The organism is Mesorhizobium sp. M0159 (assembly GCF_040322295.1).
In the GTDB taxonomy this organism is placed as follows: Bacteria; Pseudomonadota; Alphaproteobacteria; order Rhizobiales; family Rhizobiaceae; genus Mesorhizobium.
Map to the genome: position 1 here is coordinate 129,254 of NZ_JAMYTF010000008.1, position 20,816 is coordinate 150,069.

The window sequence follows — 20,816 nt, forward strand, 5'->3', positions numbered from 1 at the left end:
GATGCTCAATCAAATCAGGCCCGCGATCGTCATGATCGTCTTCTTCACCATTCTGACGGGTTTGGTCTATCCGATCGGCATGACCGGCATTGCCCAGGCGCTGTTTTCGCGCCAGGCCAATGGCAGCCTGATCGAGAAGGACGGCAAGCTCGTCGGTTCCGAGCTGATCGGCCAGGCTTTCGAAAGCGACCGCTACTTCCATGGCCGCCCGTCGGCTGCCGGCGACGGCTACAATGCCGCCGCCTCGGGCGGCTCGAATCTCGGCCCGACCAACCCGAAGCTCATCGACAGGATCAAGAGCGACGCCGAAAAGCTGAGAGCCGAAAACCCGAGCCAGCCGGTACCGATGAATCTGGTCACCACGTCCGGCAGCGGCCTCGATCCGCATATCAGCCCCGATGCGGCCTATTTTCAGGTTGCCAGGGTGGCCAAGGCCAGGGGCGTCGATGAATCCAGGATCAAATCGCTTGTCGACAGCCATGTCGAAGATCGCGAATTGGGATTCATCGGCGAGGCGGTGGTCAATGTGCTGGCCCTCAACCTTGCGCTGGACGATGCGATGAAACAGTGAAGGACCGGCGCCGGGATCGACACCGAAGCCGGCGCCGTTCATGATTGACCCTTATGCCAGACGACAGCCGCACCGCCGAAACCAGGCCCTCTCCCGACGCGCTGCTCGAGCATGCCGAGCGGGAGGAGCGCGGTCGCCTGAGGATATTTCTCGGCGCCGCCCCCGGTGTCGGCAAGACCTACGAGATGCTGATGTCGGGCCGCGCCAGGCTGGCCGACGGGGTCGACGTGGTGATCGGCATCGTCGAGACGCACGGCCGCAAGGAAACCCAGACGCTGGTCGAAGGCTACGAGGTCATTCCTCGCCTTGAGATCGATTACAAGGGGCGGATCCTTGAGGAGATGAATCTCGACGCCATCCTCGCCCGGCACCCGGCGCTAGTTCTGGTCGACGAACTCGCCCACACCAACGTCGCCGGCAGCCGTCACCCCAAGCGCTATCTCGACGTCCAGGAAATCCTGACGCACGGCATCGATGTCTACACGACGCTGAATATCCAGCACGTCGAGAGCCTGAACGATGTCGTGGCGCAGATCACCCGCGTCAGGGTGCGGGAAACTGTCCCCGACTCCATAATCGACCAGGCCGACGACATCGAGATCATCGACCTCACCCCCGACGATCTGATCAAACGGCTTGAGGAAGGCAAGGTCTACATCCCCAGCACCGCCCAGCGCGCCATCGAGAACTATTTCTCGCCGGGCAATCTGACGGCGCTCCGGGAATTGGCGCTCCGCCGCACTGCCCAGCGGGTCGACGAGCAGTTGCTGACCCACATGCAGGCCCACGCGATACCCGGGCCTTGGGCGGCGGGGGAAAGGGTTCTCGTCTGCGTCGATGCGCGTCCGGGCGGGGCGGCCCGTGTACGCTATGCGCGGAGGTTGGCCGACCGGCTCCGCGCCCCTTGGACGGCGCTTCATGTCGATACCCCTCATTCAGCGGCCATGCCCGAGGAGGACAAGGATCGGCTGGCGACGCAGCTGCGCCTTGCCGAGCAGCTCGGTGCCGAGGTGACGACCATTCCGGGTCAGAACGTCGCGCAAGACATCGTTCGGCATGCGACGGCGAACAACTTCACCCATATCGTGATCGGCAGGCCGACCCGATCGCGCTGGCGGGAATTGATCGAAGGCTCGCTCACTTACGATCTCATCCGCAATGCCGGCGACATCAGCGTCCATGTCATTTCGGGAAACGAACGCAACGCCGAGGCGACGTCGAGGACCGTCAAGGCGGCGGACGAGCAGTGGCAGTTCGAGATCTGGCCTTATCTCAGGGCCACGGCCTATGTTGTTGGCTCGCTCGCCTTCGCCGTTCTTCTCGACCAGTTTCTCGACGTCCGCAATCTGGCGATCATCTTTCTCATTGGGGTCCTGACGTCGGCGGTGACCGGCGGTCTCTGGCCGGCTTTGTATGCCTGCCTCATCAGCGCCATTGCCTTCAACTATTTCTTCCTGGAACCACGCTACACGCTGACGATCGAGGATCCGGAGAGCATCGTTGCGCTGGCTGTCTTCCTGGTTGTTGCGGTCATTGCCAGCAATCTAACAGCGCGCGTGCAGCGTCAGGCGGTCGCTGCGCGCTCGCGGGCACGCGCCACAGAAGATATTTATCTCTTCTCAAAGAAGCTCGCCGGCGCTGGGACGCTTGATGACGTTCTCTGGGCGACTGCCTTCCAGATCGCCTCGATGCTGAAGCTGCGCGTGGTGCTGCTTCTGCCGGAGAACGGCACAATTGCGGTCAAAGCCGGCTACCCACCCGACGACACGCTGGCCGAGGCCGACATCGCAGCAGCCCGCTGGGCCTGGGAGCATAACCGCGCCGCCGGGCGCGGCGCCGACACGCTGCCCGGAGCAAAGCGCCTCTATCTGCCCTTGCGGACCGGACGCACGGCGGTGGGCGTTGTCGGCCTCGACAACGACAAGCAAGGTCCGCTGCTGACACCCGAGCAGCAGCGTCTGCTCGATGCGCTCGCCGACCAGGCGGCGGTCGCCATCGAGCGCATCCAGCTCGTCGCCGATGTTGACCGGGCCAAGCTCGCGGCCGAGGCAGACCGTCTGCGCTCGGCCTTGCTCACCTCCATTTCCCACGATTTGAAGACGCCACTTGCCGCCATCATGGGCGCGGCCGGAACACTCAGGGACTTCGAGGCCGCACTTCCCGAGCAGGACCGGACGGAACTGCTGTCGACCGTGCTCGATGAAGCGGAGAGGCTTAACCGCTTCATTGCCAATCTGCTCGATATGACCAAGATCGAATCCGGCACGATGGAGCCGAACTATGCGTTTCACTATCTCGGCGACATTGTCGGTTCAGCTCTGTATCGGGCCCGCAAATTCGTCGGCGAGCATAAGACCGAGATCGACATTCCATCGGATCTGCCGATGTTGCGGGTCGACCCCGTTCTGTTCGAACAGGTGCTGTTCAACCTCCTCGACAATGCTGCAAAATACGCGCCGCCAGGTTCGACGATCCGCCTGCAAGCCTGGGCCGACAACGGCTTCGTCATCCTGCAGATCATGGATGAGGGACCAGGCATTCCGCCAGCGGATCTAGAGCGCGTTTTCGACACTTTCTACCGTGTGCGCAAGGGTGACCAGGTGCGTGCCGGCACGGGGCTCGGCCTGTCGATTTGCCGCGGCTTCATCGAAGCGATGGGCGGGACGCTCTTGGCGGCAAACAGGTCCGACCGCTCGGGGGCGGTTTTCACGATCAAGATGCAACTGGTGCCGGCGGAACTGCCCAATCTCGGCGAACCCGAGACGGGCCATCAAAATATGGACGATCTGGCATGACGAGCCTGGACGTCAGGATATTGGTGGTCGACGACGAACCGCCGATCCGGAAACTGCTTCGCGTCGGGCTTGGCAGCCAAGGCTATGCGATCAGCGAGGCGCCGAACGCCAGGGCGGCGATTGAACTCATCGAGACGGAAAAGCCGGACCTTGTGCTGCTCGATCTCGGCCTCCCCGGCATGAGCGGCCATGATTTGCTGCGCAAATGGCGGGATGATGGCCTGGACATTCCCGTGGTTATTCTTTCCAGCCGCACTGATGAGGCCGGCATCGTGTCCGCCCTCGAACTCGGCGCCGACGACTATGTCACCAAGCCGTTCGGTATGAACGAGCTTGTCGCACGCATCCGCGTAGCGCTTCGCCACAAGTTTCAGCAGCAGGGTGAGAGACCGGTGTTCCAAACCGGCGACCTCTCCGTCGATCTGGTGAAGCGCGTCGTCAAGGTCGAGGACAAGGAGATAAAGCTCTCGCCGAAGGAATACGACATTCTTCGCACCTTGGTGCAGCACGCCGGCAAGGTTCTCACCCACCAGTTCCTGCTGAAGCAGGTCTGGGGCGATTCCACCGACGTTCAATATCTCAGAGTCTACGTCCGGCAGATCAGGCAAAAGATCGAAAAAACGCCCGACCAGCCCCGCTATATCACCACCGAGACCGGCGTTGGATACCGGCTGCGCGAAATCGATTGACGCGACGAGCATCCGAAGCCGAAATGCCTCTTCCAATCCGCTTCAAATCAGCGGCGGCCATGGTGTCGCCGGACAAAAGCCCTATATTAAGGAAAGATCGGTTTTGTGCGGGAATGAATGGATGTCACGGCTTCGTCTATTGACGTTTTTAGGGTCGGCAATGCTGACCGCGGCGATGCTGTCGGGCGTAAATCCTGCTGCATCGGCACAGGTCGTCAGTCCCGCCGACCGCAACGTGTTGATCCAGCAGGACCAGTTGCAGATGTTGGAGAACAGGCTGCGGCGGCAGCAATACCAGCAGCAGCAACAGCAGTACCGTGCCCAGGATCGCCAAATCCCAATACCGCAACGGCAGGAGGTGCCGCAGATGAGGCCAACTTGCCAGTTGCTGCCGTCAGGGAGCGGCTTTGTCAGCACCTGCCGCTGACGACCGGTCCCTTTCATTTATTTAGCCGGCTTATATACTGGGGAAACCGCTCCGCCTGCGCCCCATTGAAAGCGAGCGAGTTTGCAACGCTGCCCTTGCCGTCTGGGCACCGATTCGACTGGATTATCGAATGGCAGCCAGCAAGAAGAAGGTTGTACGCAAGGCAAGGAAGGGCGACGGGGTTCGCCAGGTCGCGGCGATTCCCTTTCGGCTGAACGAGCATGGCGATGTCGAGGTGATGCTGGTCACATCGCGAACGACGAGGCGCTTCATCGTGCCGAAGGGCTGGCCGATGAAGGGCAAGAGCGGCCGCAAGGCGGCCACCATCGAAGCACAGGAAGAAGCCGGTGTTCTCGGCAAGACACTGAAACAGCCGGCCGGCACCTACCACTACTGGAAGCGGCTGGCGAACCGCTTCGTTCGCGTCGACGTCGTCGTCTATTTGCTGGAAGTAACCGAGGAGCTTGCCGACTGGCAGGAATCCAAGAGGCGTCAGCGGGCATGGCTGACGCCGACCGACGCGGCGGTGCTGATCGACGAGCCGGATCTTTCGACGCTGGTGAGGAACATCAGGATTGCCGAGTTGGAGCATAATCCCAAAAAGCAGAGTCCGGCGTTCGGAAAAGATCCCGCTCAATAGAAGATGGAGGCCTGCCCCGACTGTGTCGGGATGGAATTGGTCCCAGCGCCCGCCGCCGCCGTCTCTTGAACCGATGCCTCACTGACTGCCATCGTCTTCCTCGGGCAGAGGCCGCGCCGGCGTGCCGGTATAGGCCCACAGCCATTCGCGCGGCAGTGGCCCTTTGTTGCGCTCGCTCTCCTGCGACTGTTCCCATGCATGTGCGAGGATGCCGACGGAGCGCGACAGCACGAAAAGGCCGCGCGTCAGCGGCGGCGGAAAGCCGAGCTCGCCGTAGATGACGGCCGTGGCGCCGTCGATATTGAGCGGGATTTTTTTGCCCTTGCGTCGCGCAACCTCGGCCTCGACCATCTCGGCGATATCGGCGAAGCGCCCGCTGACGACGCCGCGCGCGGCAAAGTCGCGGGTTAGCTCGATGAGGCGGGGCGCCCGCGGGTCGACCGGATGGAAACGATGGCCGAGCCCGGGCACATAGCCGTTTTCCCCGGCAAGGAAACGATCGAGCCGCGCCGACACGGCGTCCGCAAGCGGCATGCCGGCGTCCAGTTCGGCAGCGATGTCTCCGTAGAAGGAAAGCGCCTGTTCGCCGGCGCCGCCATGCACATCGCCAAGCACGTTGACGGCTGATGCCATGGCGCTGTTGATGCCGACGCCGCAAGTGATCGCCATGCGGGCGATGGCGATCGACGGCGCCTGCGGCCCATGGTCGACGGCAGCACCCAGCGCGATGCCAAGCAGCGCCGCCTGCTCCTCGCTTGGCAGTTCGCCGCGCAGCATCAGCCAGATCATTGCCGGAAAGCTGACGCGGCCGATCAGATCCTGGATTTCATAGCCGCGCAGCCGGATGACGCCGGGGCGCATCTCGATGATGCCGGTCTGCCACCATTCCTCGCCGCGTGCGCGACCAGTCTTGTTTTGCGTTTCGCTCATGCCTTCGCTCTTTTCCTGGCACGCGGCGGCAGGCCGGCAAAAACCTCGTCCATATGCTCGCCGAGCCCCGGCGGCGGCCTGCTCGGCAAAGGTGCCTCGCCATCGACCATGAAGCCGCCGCGCACCACGGTCAGCGGCTGGTCCATCCCGGACACAGCCGGGAAGCGCGCCGTCATGCCGCGCTCGATCACCTGTCGCTCCTGCAGTATCTGCGGGATTGTCAGCACCCGGCCTGCCGGCACGCCGGCGCGATTGAACGTCTCCTCCCAGGCGGCGGCCGAGCCGCTCGCCAAGGCATCCTCGATCAGCGCTTTCAATGCAATGCGGTTCTGCTTGCGCGTTTCTCGCTCGGCAAAGCGGACATCCGAGGCCAGCTCCGGCCGGCCGATCAATCGGCAGAGCGCGATGAACTGCTCCTGCTTGTTGGCGGCGATGTTGAGCAAGCCGTCGCCGGTGCGAAACGCGCCAGACGGTGCGGCCGTCATGTTTTCATTGCCCATCGGCTGCGGCTCGATATCCGCCGTCAGATAGTTCGACACCGGCCAGCCGAGCGCAGAAAGTGTGCATTCGAGCATCGACACGTCGAGGAACGCGCCCTCGCCTGTCGTCTTCTGCTTGACCAGTGCGGCGGTAATGGCGAACGCCCCTACCAGCCCGCCAAGCGTATCGGCGACGGGATAGCCGACACGCAGCGGCGCCGTTTCCGGTGTACCGGTGATGCTCATAATGCCGGAAAGACCCTGGATGATCTGGTCGTAGGCTGGATTGTCGCGCATCGGCCCGGTCTGGCCGAAGCCCGATATCGCACAATAGACAAGACTTGGCCGGACCTCTTTCAGCCTGGCGTGGCCAAGCCCCAGCCGGTCCATTACGCCGGGGCGGAAATTCTCGACCAGCGCGTCGGCCGAAGCGACCAGATCGAGGAAGCGTTCGCGGCCGGCCTCCTGCTTGAGATCGAGCGCCACCGAGCGTTTGCCGGCATTCTGCGCCAGGAACGAAGCGCCCATGCCCGCCCGGTTGAGCTCCGGCGAGGCGCCGAGCTGGCGCGCCAGATCACCGCCTTGCGGCGTCTCGACCTTGATGACGTCGGCCCCGAGCAACGCCAGCTGGTAGGCGCAATAGGGGCCGGCCAGCACATTGGTCAGGTCAAGGATGCGGATGCCGGAAAGCAGGTCTGTCATGACGTCACGAACAGCTCAGGCATCGCCCGGCACGTGCTCCGGTCCACGCATGCGTCTGTGCTCGATGTAGGCCCAGATATGCGGTCCAACCAGCCCGATGAAGGCCAGCGTCAGCAGCGTCAGCGACAGCGGATGCTTGTAGAACACCGTCCAATCGCCGTTGGAGATGGTCATCGCGCGGCGGAACTGCGTTTCGGCAAGCGGCCCGAGAATCATGCCGATGATGACGGGCGCGGTCGGGAAATCGAAACGCCGCATCAGAAAGCCGGCGGCACCGAGCAGATAGAGGATGACGAGGTCGATCGGCGATTGCGAGATGCCGTAAGTGCCAACCGTGGCGAACACCAGGATGCCGGCATAGAGTTGCGGGGCCGGGATCTTCAGCAATCGCACCCAGAGCCCGATCAGCGGCAGGTTGAGGACGACGAGGATGAAATTGGCGATGAACAGGCTGGCGATCAGCCCCCACACCAGGTCGGCCTGTGTCGTCAGCAGCAGCGGCCCCGGATTGATACCGTAGCTCTGGAACGCCGACAGCATGATCGCGGCCGTCGCCGAGGTCGGCAGGCCGAGCGTCAGCATCGGCACCAGCACGCCGGCCGCGGATGCATTGTTGGCGGCCTCCGGCCCGGCAACGCCCTCGATGGCGCCGACGGTGCCGAACTCCTCCTTGTGTCTGGAGAGTTTCTTCTCGATCGCATAGGACAGGAAGGTCGGGATTTCGGCGCCGCCGGCCGGCATGGCGCCTATCGGGAAGCCGATCAGGGCGCCGCGCAGCCATGGCCTCCACGAGCGCGACCATTCGGCCGCGGTCATATAGAGCGACCCTTTCAACGGCACGATATCGTCCTTACCGGCATAACGGCGCGAGGCCATGTAAAGCGTCTCGCCAACGGCGAACAGGCCAACGGCGACGACGATGACGTCGACGCCGTCGAGCAATTCGCTCGTGCCGAAGGTGAAGCGCGGCTGCCCCGTCTGCAGGTCGACGCCTATCATGCCGACGACGAAGCCGACGAACAGGCTGGTCAGGCCGCGCACCGACGACGAGCCGAGCACTGCCGAAACCGTGATGAAGGCCAGCACCATCAGCGAGAAATATTCGGCCGGGCCGAAGGCCAGCGCGAATTTGACGACGATCGGCGCCAGGAAGGCAACGCCGATGGTGCCCAGCGTGCCGGCGACGAAGGAGCCGATCGCCGAGGTCGCCAGGGCCGCACCGCCGCGGCCGGAGCGGGCCATCCGGTTGCCTTCCAGCGCGGTGACGATGGTGGCGCTTTCGCCAGGCGTGTTGAGCAGGATCGATGTCGTCGAGCCGCCATACATGGCGCCGTAGTAGATGCCGGCAAACAGGATGAAGGACGCCTCCGGCGCCACCTGATAGGTGATCGGCAACAGCAGCGCGATGGTCAGTGCCGGCCCGAGGCCGGGCAGCACGCCGATCGCAGTCCCCAGCGTGGTGCCGACCAGGCACCATATGAGATTGATCGGCGAGAAGGCGACCGAAAATCCGTGCGCGAGATGGCCGAGCGTTTCCATGGCGTCAGCCCCTCAGCATGGCAACGACCGAATCGACGATCGCGTTCAGCTGGTTTTCGATGAAGCCGGCGCCGATATTGACGCCAAGCGCCCTGGCAAAGCCGAAATAGGCGGCCAGCGCCAGGATCAGCCCGAGCAGCACGTCACGCAGCGGACGCCGGCTGCCGAAACCGTGGCAGATGAGAACGAACATGATGACAGATGCAGCGGTAAAGCCGAGCGGCTGGATTAGCACCAGATTGGCGATCAGTCCGAGGGCGACGATGCCCATCGCCTTCCAGTCGGTCGGCGTCTCCTTTTCGTCCTCCGGCTGCCATCCGCCCCGCAAGGCGGCAATGATGAGCAGCAGCGACAGGATCATCATCCCGGTCATGGTGATGTAGGGAAAGACGGTCGGACCGACCTTGGAATAGAGCGGCGACACCGGGATTGCCAGCGTCTGCCAGGCAACCGCACCGGCACAGGCGAGGAGCCCGACGCCGATCAGCAGTTCGGGCACTGCAAGGCGCGGCGGCGCCGGCTGGTCGCTGGTGCTCATCATCGTCCTCCCAATGTCGGTCCCTTCGGGCCGGTTCTCCTTGGACCGGTCTCACTCGGCCGATCTCGGCGTAGTTTCACCTCCGGCGCCGCGTATGTCCATGCGGCTGGCGAAAGTCGGCAAGGGTTGGCGCAGGCTGCCGCCCCTTGCCGAGAGCATCACGCTAGGCCGAGGTCCTTGAGGATCGTCCCGATGCGGGCCGTGTCTTCTGCGACGAATTTCGCATAATCGTCACCGGTGAGCAGGATCTGCGTCCAGTTGCGGTTCTTGCATTCGGTGGCCCAGGCGTCGCTCTTGGCCATGGTCTCGATCAGCTTGATCATTGCTGCCTTGTCGGCGTCCGAGACGCCGGGCGGTGCGAAGACGCCACGCCAGTTGAACAGCTCGACATCTATGCCGGCTTCCTTCATCGTCGGCGCATCGATCCCCTCCTGGCGTTTGTCCGCGGAGATGGCCAGCAGCCGCAGCGCACCCGCCTTGACCTGTTCGGCGAACTCGCCATAGCCGGAGATGCCGGCCGCGACCTGGTTGCCGAGCAGCGCCGAAAGCGCCTCGCCGCCGCCGGCGAACGGCACATAGGAAAGATTGGTGGCCGGAACACCAACGGTCTTGGCGATGAGGCCGAACAATATATGGTCCGAGCCGCCGGCCGAACCGCCAGCAACCGGAACCTGCGTCGGGTCAGCCTTGAGAGCAGCGACAAAGTCCGCGGCCGTCTTGAACGGCGAGGCGGCCGGCACCACAAGCGCCTCGAACTCGCCAGTAAGGCGGGCGATTGGCGTGACCTCGGTAAGGTTGTTAGCCGCCTTGTTGGCGATGATCGCGCCGACCATGACCATGCCAGCCACCATCAGCGCATTGCCCTTGCCCTTCCACTGATTGACGAATTGCGGCAGGCCGACAGTACCGCCGGCGCCGCCGACATTGGTGATCTGCGAGCCGGAGATCAGTTTTTCACTGCGCAGCACCTGGTCCATGGCGCGCGCCGTCTGGTCCCAGCCGCCGCCTGGCGCCGCCGGCACGAAAATCTGCAGCTGCGGCGCGTCCTGCGCGAAGGCGGGGATAAAATGCGATTGCGCGAGTCCGGCAGCACCTGCTGCCGCGGTGCTCATCAAGAATCGGCGTCTGTTCAGCATGGGATTCCTCCAAATCGCGACACCTCCTCCGGTGCCTGCCAGAAACGTGGCCTGACTTCAGACCCGCTCGATAAAATTCATGCAGAGTTTGCGTCCTCCTGTCAAAGACAGAACACGCCGCATGCGGCACAATCGGCCTGCGCGATTTTCAGGCTGGCGGACCGGACGCCCGAAGACGACGTGGCAGGCAGTGCCAAACAGCATCCGTCAGGGTTGCCGCTCCAGCAGGATGGTCGGCTTGCCTTGGTAGACGGTTCGCAGCACTTCGCCATAACCGCATTTTGCCGCGACGTTCAGCGAGCCGGTGTTTTCCGGATCGATGATGCAGACGGTCTTCGCGGCTGCAAATGCCTCATCGCCCCAGGCAAGCACCCGTGCGACGACTTCGCTGGCCAACCCCTGGCCATGCACGCCCGAAACCAGAGCCCAGCCGGCCTCCGGAATGCCCTCGATCGACGGCGTCATGTCGCGTTTCAGATCGTGAAAGCCGGCCTCGCCGATGAAGCGGCCGGTCGCCTTTTCCTCGATCGCCCAGAAGCCGTAGCCCAGAAGCGACCACAGGCCGGCATGGCGCAGGAAACGCATCCAGCTTTCCTCCCGCGTGCGCGGCTTGCCGCCGATAAAACGGGTGACGACGGGATCGGCCCACATTGCGACATAGGCGTCGAAATCGTCCAGCCGGTGCGGCCGCAGGACCGTGCGAGAGGTCTCAATCACTGGGGCGACAATTGTATGCGGACTGGCCATGGTCATGTCTCGGTTGTGTTGCCGGTGCCTAATGCAGGTCATCCAACGGTTAGGACAGCGACATGCATGAGACGGGGAATCAAAATCCGTTGCGTAAAACAAGAGCCAAGGCTGTGTAGATTATCTTCCAGGCTGATGTGAATTCTGCCAAGCAGTGTTATTTTTCGCCAGTATTGGTTCACGTGCGTTCGGTTTCGGCGCTGCCGTCCGACAGAGGGGAACAGCATGGACACCACCGACCTTGTGCTTGCCATCTTCCATCATCTGCTGGTGTTTTCGCTGGCAGGCATCATCGGCGCCGAGTTCGTCCTGATCCGCAGCGACTTGTCCGCCGCGACGCTGAAGCGGCTTGTCGGCATCGATCGCCACTACGGCATCATCGCCATGCTGATCATCGTCGCCGGCATCGGCCGCGTCATCTATGGTCTCAAGGGCTGGGAATTCTACGTCTACAACTGGATGTTCTGGGCAAAGATGGCCGCTTTCGCAATTGTCGGCCTGTTGTCGATTATCCCGACCGTCCGATTCCTGTCCTGGAACAGGCAGGCGAGCGCCAGTTCCGGCTTCCAGGTGCCTGCGGCGGAGCTAGCGTCCGTTCGCACCTATGTCCGCACCGCGGCCTTCATCTTCCTCTTGATCCCGGTGTTCGCGGCGGCGATGGCGCGCGGCTATGGCTACTAGCATAGGTTGGAGGAAGGGCATCGCACGGCCCAGCCTTCCCACTCATTTGCGCGGATAGACGTGCAGTTTGCCGTTTGAGCCCGATTGTCATTTGTCGGGTTGCGCTAGTTATTGCTCCATCTACAGTCAGTTTTGAGAGGAACTCCACGCAGCGGTTGGTAATTCGTATCATGGGAGGAATCACGATGAGAAAATTCGTCGCCGCGCTGGCTGTCGCTGCGGCCGCCATGCTTTACCCACCGGCCGCTGGCGCGCAGACCTACCCCGAACGCACCATCACCATTGTCGTGCCGTTTTCGGCCGGCGGCCCTACTGACACCGTCACGCGTCTTGTCGCGGAAGCCATGTCGAAGGACCTCGGCCAGCAGGTCATCGTCGAGAATGTCGGCGGCGCCGGCGGCACACTGGGCGCCGGCCGCGTCGCAAATGCCGAGCCTGACGGCTACACGCTGCTCCTCCATCACATCGGCATGGCGACAAGTGCTACGCTCTACAGAAAGCTCGCCTACGACACGCTGAACGCATTCGAATATGTCGGCCTCGTCACCGAGGTGCCGATGACCATCGTCGGCCGCAAGGACCTCGAGCCGACCGATCTGAAGGGGCTGGTCGACTACGCCAAGGCCAACAAGGACAGCATCACCGTTGCCAATGCCGGGATCGGTGCCGCCTCGCATCTGTGCGGCATGCTGTTTATGAGCGCCATCGGCACGCCGCTGGTCACCGTACCCTACAAGGGCACCGGCCCGGCCATGACCGATCTTCTCGGCGGCCAGGTCGACATCATGTGCGACCAGACGACCAATACCACCAAGCAGATCCAGGGCGGCACGATCAAGGCTTATGCCGTAACCTCGCCGCAACGGCTAGACGTGCTGCCGGACGTGCCGACGACGATAGAGGCCGGTCTTCCCCAGGTGCAGGTCGGCATCTGGCACGGCATCTATGCACCCAAGGGCACGCCGGCCGAGATCACCGAACGCCTGTCGAAATCTCTGCAGGTGGCGCTGAAGGACCAGAACGTCGTCGCCCGATTTGCCGAACTCGGCACCAAGCCGTCGCCCGAGGCCGATGCCACGCCGGCCGCGCTCAAGGCCAAGCTGGAAAGTGAGATTGCGCGCTGGAAGCCGATCATCGAAGCGGCCGGCCAGTACGCCGACTAAAGGTTTTCAACGGGGCGCCGCCAGCGCCCCGTTTTTACACCGGCATCGGCACGCCCGTGAGGCGGGCCGGGAGGACGCCATGAAACCTTTCGCAATCGACAGAACCAACGGCATATGCGCCGCGCTGTTGATCTTTATTGGCGCCTTTTTCGCGCTGCAGTCGCTGGGCCTCGAAATCGGCACCGCCTTTCGCATGGGGCCGGGCTATTTCCCCCTGGTTCTGGCGATCGTGCTCATTCTGCTCGGCGCCGTCATCCTAGTCGAGGCAGTGCGCTTCGAGAGTGAGCCGATCGGTTACATTGCGTGGCGCGGCATGCTGTTCATCCTGCCTGCTCCGATCTTCTTCGGCCTGACGGTGCGCGGCCTCGGCTTCATCCCGTCGATCTTCCTGACGGCGCTGATCGCATCTTTCGGTAGCGGCCGTATGAAGCCGCTGACTGCACTCGTGCTGTCAGCCGGCCTGACGCTGTTCGCATTCGTCGTCTTCAGCTACGCACTCGGCCTGCCGTTTCGGCGTTTCGGCCCGTGGTTGCCACTGTCGTTGTGAGGAGATGAAATGGAACTCCTCAACAACCTCGCACTCGGCTTTTCGACAGCCACATCTTTGGCAAACCTCGGTTTCTGCCTGATCGGCGTCCTTCTCGGCACGCTGATTGGCGTTCTGCCCGGCATCGGTGCCACCGCAACCATCGCCATGCTGTTGCCGATCACCTTCCAGATCGGCGACCCGGTTTCCTCTCTCATCATGCTCGCCGGTATCTATTACGGCGCGCAGTATGGCGGCTCGACCACCGCCATTCTCATCAACATGCCCGGCGAATCCTCGTCGGCCGTCACCGCAATCGACGGCTATCAGATGGCCAGGAACGGCCGCGCCGGAGCAGCCCTGGCGACCGCGGCGATAGGCTCGTTCTTTGCCGGCACGGTGTCGACCTTCCTCGTCGCCATCTTTGCCCCACCGCTGACGGCGATAGCGCTGAGATTCGGCGCGGCCGAGTATTTTTCGCTGATGATCGTCGGCCTGGTCTCGTCCGTCGCGCTCGCCCACGGCTCGATCGTCAAGGCGCTGGCTATGGTCGTGCTCGGCCTGCTGCTGGGACTTGTCGGCACCGATATCTACACCGGTACGCCCCGCTTCACACTCGGTATCCGCGAATATGCCGACGGGCTGAATTTCGTCGCAGTGGCGGTCGGTGTCTTCGGCGTCGCCGAGATACTGCGCAACCTCGAAAACGAGCATGAGCGTTCCGTGCTGATCCGAAAGATCTCCGGCCTTATGCCGACCCGCGAAGATTTTCGGCGCATGGCGGCTCCCATCGTGCGCGGAACGATCATCGGTTCGGCGCTCGGCATCCTGCCGGGAGGCGGCGCGATCCTTGCCGCCTTTGCCTCCTACACCGTCGAAAAACGTGTCTCGAAAAATCCCGGGGAATTCGGCAAGGGCGCCATCGAAGGCGTCGCCGGACCGGAATCGGCCAACAATGCCGGCGCCCAAACCTCCTTCATCCCGATGCTGACGCTCGGCATTCCGGCCAACCCGGTAATGGCGCTGATGATCGGCGCGATGATCATCCAGGGCATCGTGCCCGGCCCCAATGTCGCCATCGAACAGCCTGCACTGTTTTGGGGTATCATCACCTCGATGTGGATCGGCAATCTGATGCTGATCATCTTGAACCTGCCGCTGATCGGGCTTTGGGTGAAACTTCTTACCATCCCCTACTATGTGCTCTTCCCGATCATCATGGCGTTCTGCTCGATCGGCGTTTACAGCGTCAACACCAACGTCTACGACCTCTATGCCGTCGCCTTCTTCGGCTTGCTTGGCTACCTCCTGACCAAGCTGCGCTGCGAACCTGCGCCGCTGCTGCTCGGCTTCGTGCTCGGCCCGCTGCTCGAGGAAAACCTACGCCGCGCCATGATCCTCTCGCGCGGCGATCCGAGCACCTTCGTGACGCGGCCGATCAGCGCCAGCCTGCTCCTCATCGCGCTTGCCGTGCTCGTCATCGTGTTTCTCCCCGCGGTCAGGAAGAAGCGCGAGGAGGTGTTCGTCGAGGAGAGTTCCTGAATGTGGACGGCGCCACATACGAGGAACTTCAGAGTCACTTGCCGGGCACTGACTCAGTAGCCGCTTCTACTGGCCCGAGCGGCGCGATCTCGACCAGCGGTGCAGGCACGCTGGTCGTCTTTTCCTTGGCCTTGCAGATATCGGCGATGACGCAGGCCGGGCAATCCGGCTTGCGCGCCTTGCAGACATAGCGGCCGTGCAGGATCAGCCAATGATGCGCGTGCCGCATATATTCATCCGGAATGATCTTCAGGAAACCTTGCTCGACCTGTTCCGGCGTCTTGCCCGGCGCCAGGCCGAGCCTGTTACCGATGCGGAAGATGTGCGTGTCGACCGCCATCGTATGCTGGCCGAATGCCACGTTGAGCACGACGTTGGCGGTCTTGCGGCCGACACCCGGCAGCTCGACCAGTTGATCGCGATCCTCAGGCACCTCGCCGCCATGGTCGCGGATCAGCGCCTCCGACAGCGCGATGACGTTCTTGGCCTTGTTGCGCCATAGCCCGATGGTGCGGATATGGTCGCCGAGCTTGGCCTCGCCTAGCGCCAGCATCTTTTGCGGCGTGTCGGCGATTTTGAACAGCGCCCGCGTCGCCTTGTTGACGCCGGCGTCCGTCGCCTGAGCCGAAAGCACCACCGCCACCAACAGCGTGAAGGCGTTGATATGTTCGAGCTCGCCCCTCGGTTCCGGCCGCTGAACGGAAAAGCGCCGGAAAATCTCATGCACCTCGGCCGCGCTGTAAAGCGCCCGCGATCTCGCCGGCCGCGGACGCGGCTTGACGTTCGAGCCGTCGCGGCGGCCGGGCAACAGGTCTTTTTTTAGCGCAGAAGAGTTTTTGGGCTTGGGGCTTGTCATTGCCTTCCTATAATATTCCCCAATGAGCGACACAAACGCCTCATTTCAGGCCGACGAGCCATTTTTCCAGGCGCTGCTGACACCGCACCGGTCGCTGGGCAAGACCGGCTTTGCCATCCTGATGGGCGCCCTGCTGTTCGGCTGGCTGGTGACCGGAGCTTTTTTTCTGTCGCGCGGCGCCTGGCCGGTGTTCGGCTTCTTCGGCCTCGACGTGATCGCCGTCTACATCGCCTTCCGCGCCAATTATCGTGCCGCCCGGGCTCGCGAGGAGGTATCGGTGTCGCGCACCAGCCTCGACATCCGCAAGACTGCCCCGTCAGGCAAATCGGAAGCACACCGCTTCAATCCGTTCTGGGCGCGCTTTTCGATCGCCCGCCACGCCGAGATCGGCATCACCAGAATGGCGGTCGAGGCGCAAGGAAAAACCGTCTCGATCGGCGGCTTCCTCAACCCTGCCGACCGCGAAAGTTTTGCCACCGCATTTTCGCGCGCTCTGGCAGCCGCCAAGGCGCGCTGAGCCAGCGTTTCAGAACCGATAGCGCAACAGCCTGCCGATCTTGCGCAATGCTGGAATGTATTTCCAAAGGCGAACGAACAGTTTCGCGAACCAGCGCATGCGAGCGGCATGTTCCGGCTTATAGGCAGGGATGTCCTCGACGAACCGCAGCTTCGGAACGGCTCGCTCCAATTCATGCGGGTTCTCGATGCTCCAGTGGACCTCGGCGCCGGTGGCGCGGAAGGAGGAATTGAGGCGAATGATCTTCAGTCCCAGGCGACTATAGGCATCGAAAACCAGTTCGCCGCTCGAAAGATGTCCCACCAAACGAGAAAACAGTTGCTGCCCCTCCTCGGCACCCAGGTAGGGAGTCAGGCCTTCCGCCACGACTATGGCCGGGCGATCCCGAGGTACTTTGTTCAGCCATCCAGGTTCGGTGACCGACGAAGCGATCAGATGGTAGTGATCCCGCACTGGATAGAGCTTGCGCCTGAGATCGATGACTTCGGGATAGTCGACGTCGAACCAGTCCACGCCGGCTGGCGGGTCGATACGGAATATGCGCGTATCGAGCCCACACCCGAGATGCAGTACGATGGCGTCAGGATTTCGGGCGAGAAAGTCCTGAACGCAGACGTCCAGCGTCTTTGCCCTGATTGCTAGACCGATGCCGAGATTGTTGTCGACCTTGAGCCGTGAGAAATCATAATCGATGTTGCGCACCGCCTCGTCGGCAAAGTAGTCCCTGAGCAGCGAATTGGGCAGCCGGCTCTCCAGCGCCTTGCCGTAAAGTGTCAAAAGCAAAGTCCTTTGCCCCGGTCAAGTTTACTTTTTCACCAGCCACGACCGTCCTTCCCATTCAAAGCCGACTCTATCTGGGTACATGCTGCGGGAAAGCAAGTTTCGGGTGGTGATCGGCGCCGCGAAGGACGATATTCGCACTCAAGGAGATACTGCCATGAACGCCCAAATGCCTCTCAAAACGACAGCAATCCTTCAGAAAGACATCACGCCTGAAGGTGGAGACTACGAAATCGTCCGTCGTGCCATCGAAAAGATCAGCCTCGACTATCGCGACCAGCCTTCGTTGGAAGTGCTGGCCGAGGAGGTCGGCGAGACGCCGACCGGGCTGCAGAAGCTGTTCACCCGCTGGGCCGGCCTGTCGCCCAAGGCTTTTCTGCAGGCCGTCACCCTCGATCATGCGCGCAAGCTGCTCGATGCCGGCATGCCGCTGCTTGAAACCTCGTTCGAACTCGGCATGTCCGGCCCAGGCCGGCTGCACGATCTGTTCGTCACCCACGAAGCGATGTCGCCGGGCGATTACAAGACCCGCGGCGCAGGGCTCACCATCCGCTACGGCTATCATATCTCACCTTTCGGCATCGCGCTGATCATGGTGACGGACCGCGGCCTTGCCGGCCTCGCCTTCAACGATCCCGGCGGCGAGCGTGCGGCCTTTGCCGACATGTCCAGCCGCTGGCCGAATGCGACCTATGTCGAGGACATGGCGGCGACGGCGCCCTATGCCGCGCGCATCTTCGATCCGTCGCTGTGGCGCGCCGACCAGCCGCTGCGCGTCGTCATGATCGGCACAGACTTCCAGGTCCGTGTCTGGGAGGCCTTGCTGCGTATTCCGATGGGCCAGGCCTGCACCTATTCCTCGATCGCCGCGCGCATCGGCGCACCGAGTGCCAGCCGGGCTGTCGGTGCCGCGGTCGGTGCCAATCCGATGTCCTTCGTCGTGCCGTGCCACCGGGCTCTCGGCAAGTCCGGCGCACTCACCGGCTACCATTGGGGCCTGACCCGCAAACGCGCCATCCTCGGCTGGGAGGCGGGACAGGTCTCTTCTTGAATAGCCAACGAATGGAACGACACGAGCGATGCAAGGACCGCTAGGGTGACAAGCAGCGATCTTACGGAGTAGCTTCCCGCGCAATTAGAGTGGTATGCGCTAGCGGGAGGCACTTCTTGATCGTCGTCATCGGCTCCATCAATCTCGATCTCATCGCAAGTGTCGACCGCTTGCCCGGTCCCGGCGAGACCGTGCGCGGCTCCGGTTTCGCTACTGCCCCCGGCGGCAAGGGCGCCAACCAGGCGCTGGCCGCCGCCCGCGCCGGCGCCAAGGTGCGCATGGTCGGCGCGGTCGGCAAGGACAGCTTCGCCAGCGACGCTCTGGCGCTGCTGCGCGACGGCAAGATCGACCTGTCCGGCGTCGGCGAGACCTTTGCCTCGACCGGTACCGCGTTGATCATGGTCGGCGCCGACGGCGAGAACGTGATCGCCGTTGTGCCGGGCGCCAATGATTCGGTCGTGCCGGGTGACCTTTCCAAGGCTTTCGTAAAAAACGGCGACGTCGTGCTGCTGCAACTGGAGATCCCGCTGCAGACCGTCGAGGCAGCACTCGACGCGGCAAGGACAGCCGCCGCGATGACCGTGCTCAACACCGCACCTTTCCATGGCGACGCGGCCGGCTTCCTCGGCAAGGCCGACTATCTCGTCGCCAACGAAACCGAGTTCGACCTCTATGGCGAGGCGCTGTCGTTGAATGGCCGCGACCGCCCGGCACGGATGCGCGACTATGCCGCGAGAACCGGCCGCACCATCGTCGTCACGCTTGGCTCGGACGGCGTTCTGGCGGCAACGCCGGACGATCTCCTGATGGTTCCGGCGCTGAAGATCACCCCGCTCGACACGGTCGGTGCCGGCGACACGTTCTGCGGCTATTTTGCAGCCGGGCTGGCAGCCGGCCTGCCGCTCGACCAGGCGCTTGCCCGCGCTGCCGCAGCCGGTTCGCTGGCCTGCCTGAAAGCCGGTGCACAGCCGGCCATCCCGCTGGCCAGGGACGTCGATGCCGCCCTGCAGAAATCTACAGGCTGAAGCCGGATGACAGCGATGCGCCCGACGACCAAGCATGCGGTGCCGCCCGCCGGCGACATCTGCCGCCTGTCTGCCGTGGAGCTTGCCGGGAAGATCAGGCGCCGGCAGCTTTCGGTGCGCGAAGTGGTCGCGGCATGCCTCGACAGGATCGAGGCGGTGAACCCGCTGGTCAACGCTATCGTTTCATTGCGTGAGCGTGCCGACATCCTGCGCGAGGCCGACAGCGCTGACGCCCATCTGGCGCGAGGAGGAGATACCGGATCGCTGTTCGGCCTGCCGATCGCGATTAAGGATCTTTCGCTGACAAACGGCCTGAGAACCACCTTCGGCTCGCCGATCTTCGCCGATTTTGTGCCTGAGGAAGACGACTTCTTCGTCGAGCGCGTCCGCAAGGCCGGCGCGATCATCATCGGCAAGACCAACGTTCCCGAATTCGGGCTCGGCTCCAACACCTACAACACCGTGTTCGGACAGACGCTCAACGCATTTGACCCGGCGCTGACCGCCGGCGGCTCGAGCGGCGGTGCGGCGGTCGCGCTGGCGCTCGACATGGTTCCCGTTGCCGATGGCAGCGATTTTGGCGGTTCCCTGCGCAATCCCGCTGCCTACAACAATGTCTATGGCTTCCGCCCGTCGCAGGGATTGGTGCCGGCTGGCCCTGACCTTGATGTGTTTCATGCGCAGATGGGCGTCGAAGGGCCGATGGGGCGTAACGTGCGGGACATGGCGCTGCTGCTCGACGTTCAGGCCGGCTATCATCCTCGCGCGCCGCTGTCGCATGATAAGCCAGGCTCGTTCCTCGAAGGGCTGGAAGCACCGGCGGCCGGCGGGCGCATCGCCTGGCTCGGCGATCTTAACGGCCATCTGCCGGTTGAAGCAGGCATTCTACAGCTTTGCGAGGCAGCACTCGGCCGGTTCGCGGATGTATCCTTCGAGGCCGAGCTGCTGATGCCGGAATTCGACTTCGAAGCGTTGTGGCAAGCCTTTGTAACGCTTCGCCAGGCGAGCAGCGGTTGTGCACTCAAGGCGCATTACGACGATCTCCTGAAACGAAGTCTGCTGAAGCCGGAGGCCGTTTGGGAGGTGGAACATGCACTGCGCCTCACCGCGCCGCAGATCCATGCCGCCACGGTGAGGCGCTCGTCCTGGCACCGAATACTGCTATCGCTCTTCGAGCGTTTCGACCTGATTGCGCTGCCAGCCGCACAGGTCTTTCCCTTCGATGTCGTCACCCACTGGCCAAGGGAAGTGGCCGGGCGTGCCATGGACAGCTATCACCGCTGGATGCAGGTCTCAGCGCTCGCCGCGATGGGCGGCTGCCCGGCGGTCAACGTACCGGCGGGCTTCGACGCCAGGGGCCGGCCAATGGGCATGCAATTGATCGGGCGGCCGCGCGGTGACCTCTCCGTGCTGAGGGCGGCTGCCGCCTATGAGGCAACGCTGCCATGGCAGGCCGGCGCCTGCTGAAATCAGCTCCGCATT

Annotated in this window: 21 protein-coding genes; 13 read left to right on the forward strand and 8 right to left on the reverse strand. The window is 63.1% G+C overall.

Going from position 1 to position 20,816, the window contains the following annotated elements:
- Nucleotide 1 precedes the first annotated feature (1 nt).
- The 5 genes from kdpC to NKJ32_RS11400 all read left to right on the forward strand — a co-directional run bounded on the left by kdpC (nucleotide 2) and on the right by NKJ32_RS11400 (nucleotide 5,122).
- A complete protein-coding gene (gene kdpC / locus NKJ32_RS11380) occupies nucleotides 2-571 on the forward strand; it encodes a potassium-transporting ATPase subunit KdpC (protein ID WP_023675296.1) in 570 nt (189 codons plus the stop codon).
- Nucleotides 572-624: 53 nt separating this feature from the next.
- Nucleotides 625-3,366, forward strand: a complete 2,742-nt coding sequence (locus NKJ32_RS11385) for a DUF4118 domain-containing protein (RefSeq protein ID WP_352568206.1) — start codon at nucleotides 625-627, stop codon at nucleotides 3,364-3,366.
- Nucleotides 3,363-4,055: a response regulator transcription factor gene (locus NKJ32_RS11390; RefSeq protein WP_352454001.1), complete on the forward strand. Its 693-nt coding sequence runs from the start codon at nucleotides 3,363-3,365 to the stop codon at nucleotides 4,053-4,055. Before NKJ32_RS11385 ends, NKJ32_RS11390 begins: the two co-directional genes overlap by 4 nt.
- Nucleotides 4,027-4,482, forward strand: a complete 456-nt coding sequence (locus NKJ32_RS11395; RefSeq protein ID WP_352755070.1) for a hypothetical protein — start codon at nucleotides 4,027-4,029, stop codon at nucleotides 4,480-4,482. Before NKJ32_RS11390 ends, NKJ32_RS11395 begins: the two co-directional genes overlap by 29 nt.
- 130 nt (nucleotides 4,483-4,612) lie before the next feature.
- Complete coding sequence (locus NKJ32_RS11400) at nucleotides 4,613-5,122, forward strand: NUDIX hydrolase (protein ID WP_352755073.1); 510 nt, start codon at nucleotides 4,613-4,615, stop codon at nucleotides 5,120-5,122.
- 78 nt (nucleotides 5,123-5,200) lie between these two features.
- On the opposite strand, the gene NKJ32_RS11405 is transcribed toward NKJ32_RS11400, so the two are convergent.
- From NKJ32_RS11405 to NKJ32_RS11430, 6 genes are all read right to left on the reverse strand, one after another.
- Nucleotides 5,201-6,052 (reverse strand): citryl-CoA lyase, encoded by an 852-nt coding sequence (locus NKJ32_RS11405; RefSeq protein ID WP_352755076.1) that lies wholly within the window; start codon nucleotides 6,050-6,052, stop codon nucleotides 5,201-5,203.
- Entirely contained in the window at nucleotides 6,049-7,233 is a 1,185-nt protein-coding gene (locus tag NKJ32_RS11410; RefSeq protein WP_352620290.1) for a CaiB/BaiF CoA transferase family protein, read from the reverse strand. The genes NKJ32_RS11405 and NKJ32_RS11410 overlap by 4 nt, the downstream gene beginning before the upstream one ends.
- A gap of 15 nt (nucleotides 7,234-7,248) precedes the next feature.
- Entirely contained in the window at nucleotides 7,249-8,772 is a 1,524-nt protein-coding gene (locus NKJ32_RS11415) for a tripartite tricarboxylate transporter permease (RefSeq protein WP_352568211.1), read from the reverse strand.
- A 4-nt stretch (nucleotides 8,773-8,776) separates the two neighbouring features.
- Nucleotides 8,777-9,310, reverse strand: a complete 534-nt coding sequence (locus NKJ32_RS11420; RefSeq protein WP_352453996.1) for a tripartite tricarboxylate transporter TctB family protein — start codon at nucleotides 9,308-9,310, stop codon at nucleotides 8,777-8,779.
- Nucleotides 9,311-9,468: 158 nt separating this feature from the next.
- The gene (locus NKJ32_RS11425; protein WP_352576226.1) at nucleotides 9,469-10,446 is read right to left on the reverse strand and encodes a Bug family tripartite tricarboxylate transporter substrate binding protein; all 978 of its coding nucleotides are present in this window, start codon (nucleotides 10,444-10,446) and stop codon (nucleotides 9,469-9,471) included.
- Nucleotides 10,447-10,653: 207 nt separating this feature from the next.
- The gene (locus tag NKJ32_RS11430; RefSeq protein ID WP_352576228.1) at nucleotides 10,654-11,193 is read right to left on the reverse strand and encodes a GNAT family N-acetyltransferase; all 540 of its coding nucleotides are present in this window, start codon (nucleotides 11,191-11,193) and stop codon (nucleotides 10,654-10,656) included.
- A 225-nt stretch (nucleotides 11,194-11,418) separates the two neighbouring features.
- Between NKJ32_RS11430 and NKJ32_RS11435 the strand changes: the two genes are divergently transcribed.
- The 4 genes from NKJ32_RS11435 (at nucleotide 11,419) to NKJ32_RS11450 (ending at nucleotide 15,105) form a co-directional block, all read left to right on the forward strand.
- A complete protein-coding gene (locus NKJ32_RS11435; RefSeq protein WP_352453993.1) occupies nucleotides 11,419-11,874 on the forward strand; it encodes a DUF2214 family protein in 456 nt (151 codons plus the stop codon).
- A 185-nt stretch (nucleotides 11,875-12,059) separates the two neighbouring features.
- On the forward strand, nucleotides 12,060-13,037 hold the full coding sequence (locus NKJ32_RS11440) for a tripartite tricarboxylate transporter substrate-binding protein (RefSeq protein WP_352453992.1): 978 nt from the start codon (nucleotides 12,060-12,062) through the stop codon (nucleotides 13,035-13,037).
- Between the two features lie 79 nt (nucleotides 13,038-13,116).
- The gene (locus NKJ32_RS11445) at nucleotides 13,117-13,584 is read left to right on the forward strand and encodes a tripartite tricarboxylate transporter TctB family protein (RefSeq protein ID WP_352568215.1); all 468 of its coding nucleotides are present in this window, start codon (nucleotides 13,117-13,119) and stop codon (nucleotides 13,582-13,584) included.
- A gap of 9 nt (nucleotides 13,585-13,593) precedes the next feature.
- Nucleotides 13,594-15,105: a tripartite tricarboxylate transporter permease gene (locus NKJ32_RS11450; RefSeq protein ID WP_352588322.1), complete on the forward strand. Its 1,512-nt coding sequence runs from the start codon at nucleotides 13,594-13,596 to the stop codon at nucleotides 15,103-15,105.
- Between the two features lie 34 nt (nucleotides 15,106-15,139).
- On the opposite strand, the gene nth is transcribed toward NKJ32_RS11450, so the two are convergent.
- On the reverse strand, nucleotides 15,140-15,961 hold the full coding sequence (gene nth, locus NKJ32_RS11455) for an endonuclease III (protein ID WP_023675282.1): 822 nt from the start codon (nucleotides 15,959-15,961) through the stop codon (nucleotides 15,140-15,142).
- A gap of 22 nt (nucleotides 15,962-15,983) precedes the next feature.
- Here nth and NKJ32_RS11460 point away from each other — a divergent pair, with 22 nt between their 5' ends.
- A complete protein-coding gene (locus NKJ32_RS11460) occupies nucleotides 15,984-16,478 on the forward strand; it encodes a DUF2244 domain-containing protein (protein ID WP_023675281.1) in 495 nt (164 codons plus the stop codon).
- 9 nt (nucleotides 16,479-16,487) lie between these two features.
- On the opposite strand, the gene NKJ32_RS11465 is transcribed toward NKJ32_RS11460, so the two are convergent.
- Nucleotides 16,488-17,255 carry a class I SAM-dependent methyltransferase gene (locus tag NKJ32_RS11465; RefSeq protein WP_352576236.1) on the reverse strand — a complete coding sequence of 256 codons (768 nt, stop codon included), beginning with the start codon at nucleotides 17,253-17,255 and terminating at the stop codon, nucleotides 16,488-16,490.
- A gap of 160 nt (nucleotides 17,256-17,415) precedes the next feature.
- Between NKJ32_RS11465 and NKJ32_RS11470 the strand changes: the two genes are divergently transcribed.
- From NKJ32_RS11470 to NKJ32_RS11480, 3 genes are all read left to right on the forward strand, one after another.
- A complete protein-coding gene (locus NKJ32_RS11470) occupies nucleotides 17,416-18,309 on the forward strand; it encodes a methylated-DNA--[protein]-cysteine S-methyltransferase (RefSeq protein WP_352453988.1) in 894 nt (297 codons plus the stop codon).
- A gap of 116 nt (nucleotides 18,310-18,425) precedes the next feature.
- Complete coding sequence (locus NKJ32_RS11475; RefSeq protein WP_352588331.1) at nucleotides 18,426-19,334, forward strand: ribokinase; 909 nt, start codon at nucleotides 18,426-18,428, stop codon at nucleotides 19,332-19,334.
- A gap of 6 nt (nucleotides 19,335-19,340) precedes the next feature.
- Nucleotides 19,341-20,801: an amidase gene (locus NKJ32_RS11480; RefSeq protein WP_352755082.1), complete on the forward strand. Its 1,461-nt coding sequence runs from the start codon at nucleotides 19,341-19,343 to the stop codon at nucleotides 20,799-20,801.
- Nucleotides 20,802-20,816 lie beyond the last annotated feature (15 nt).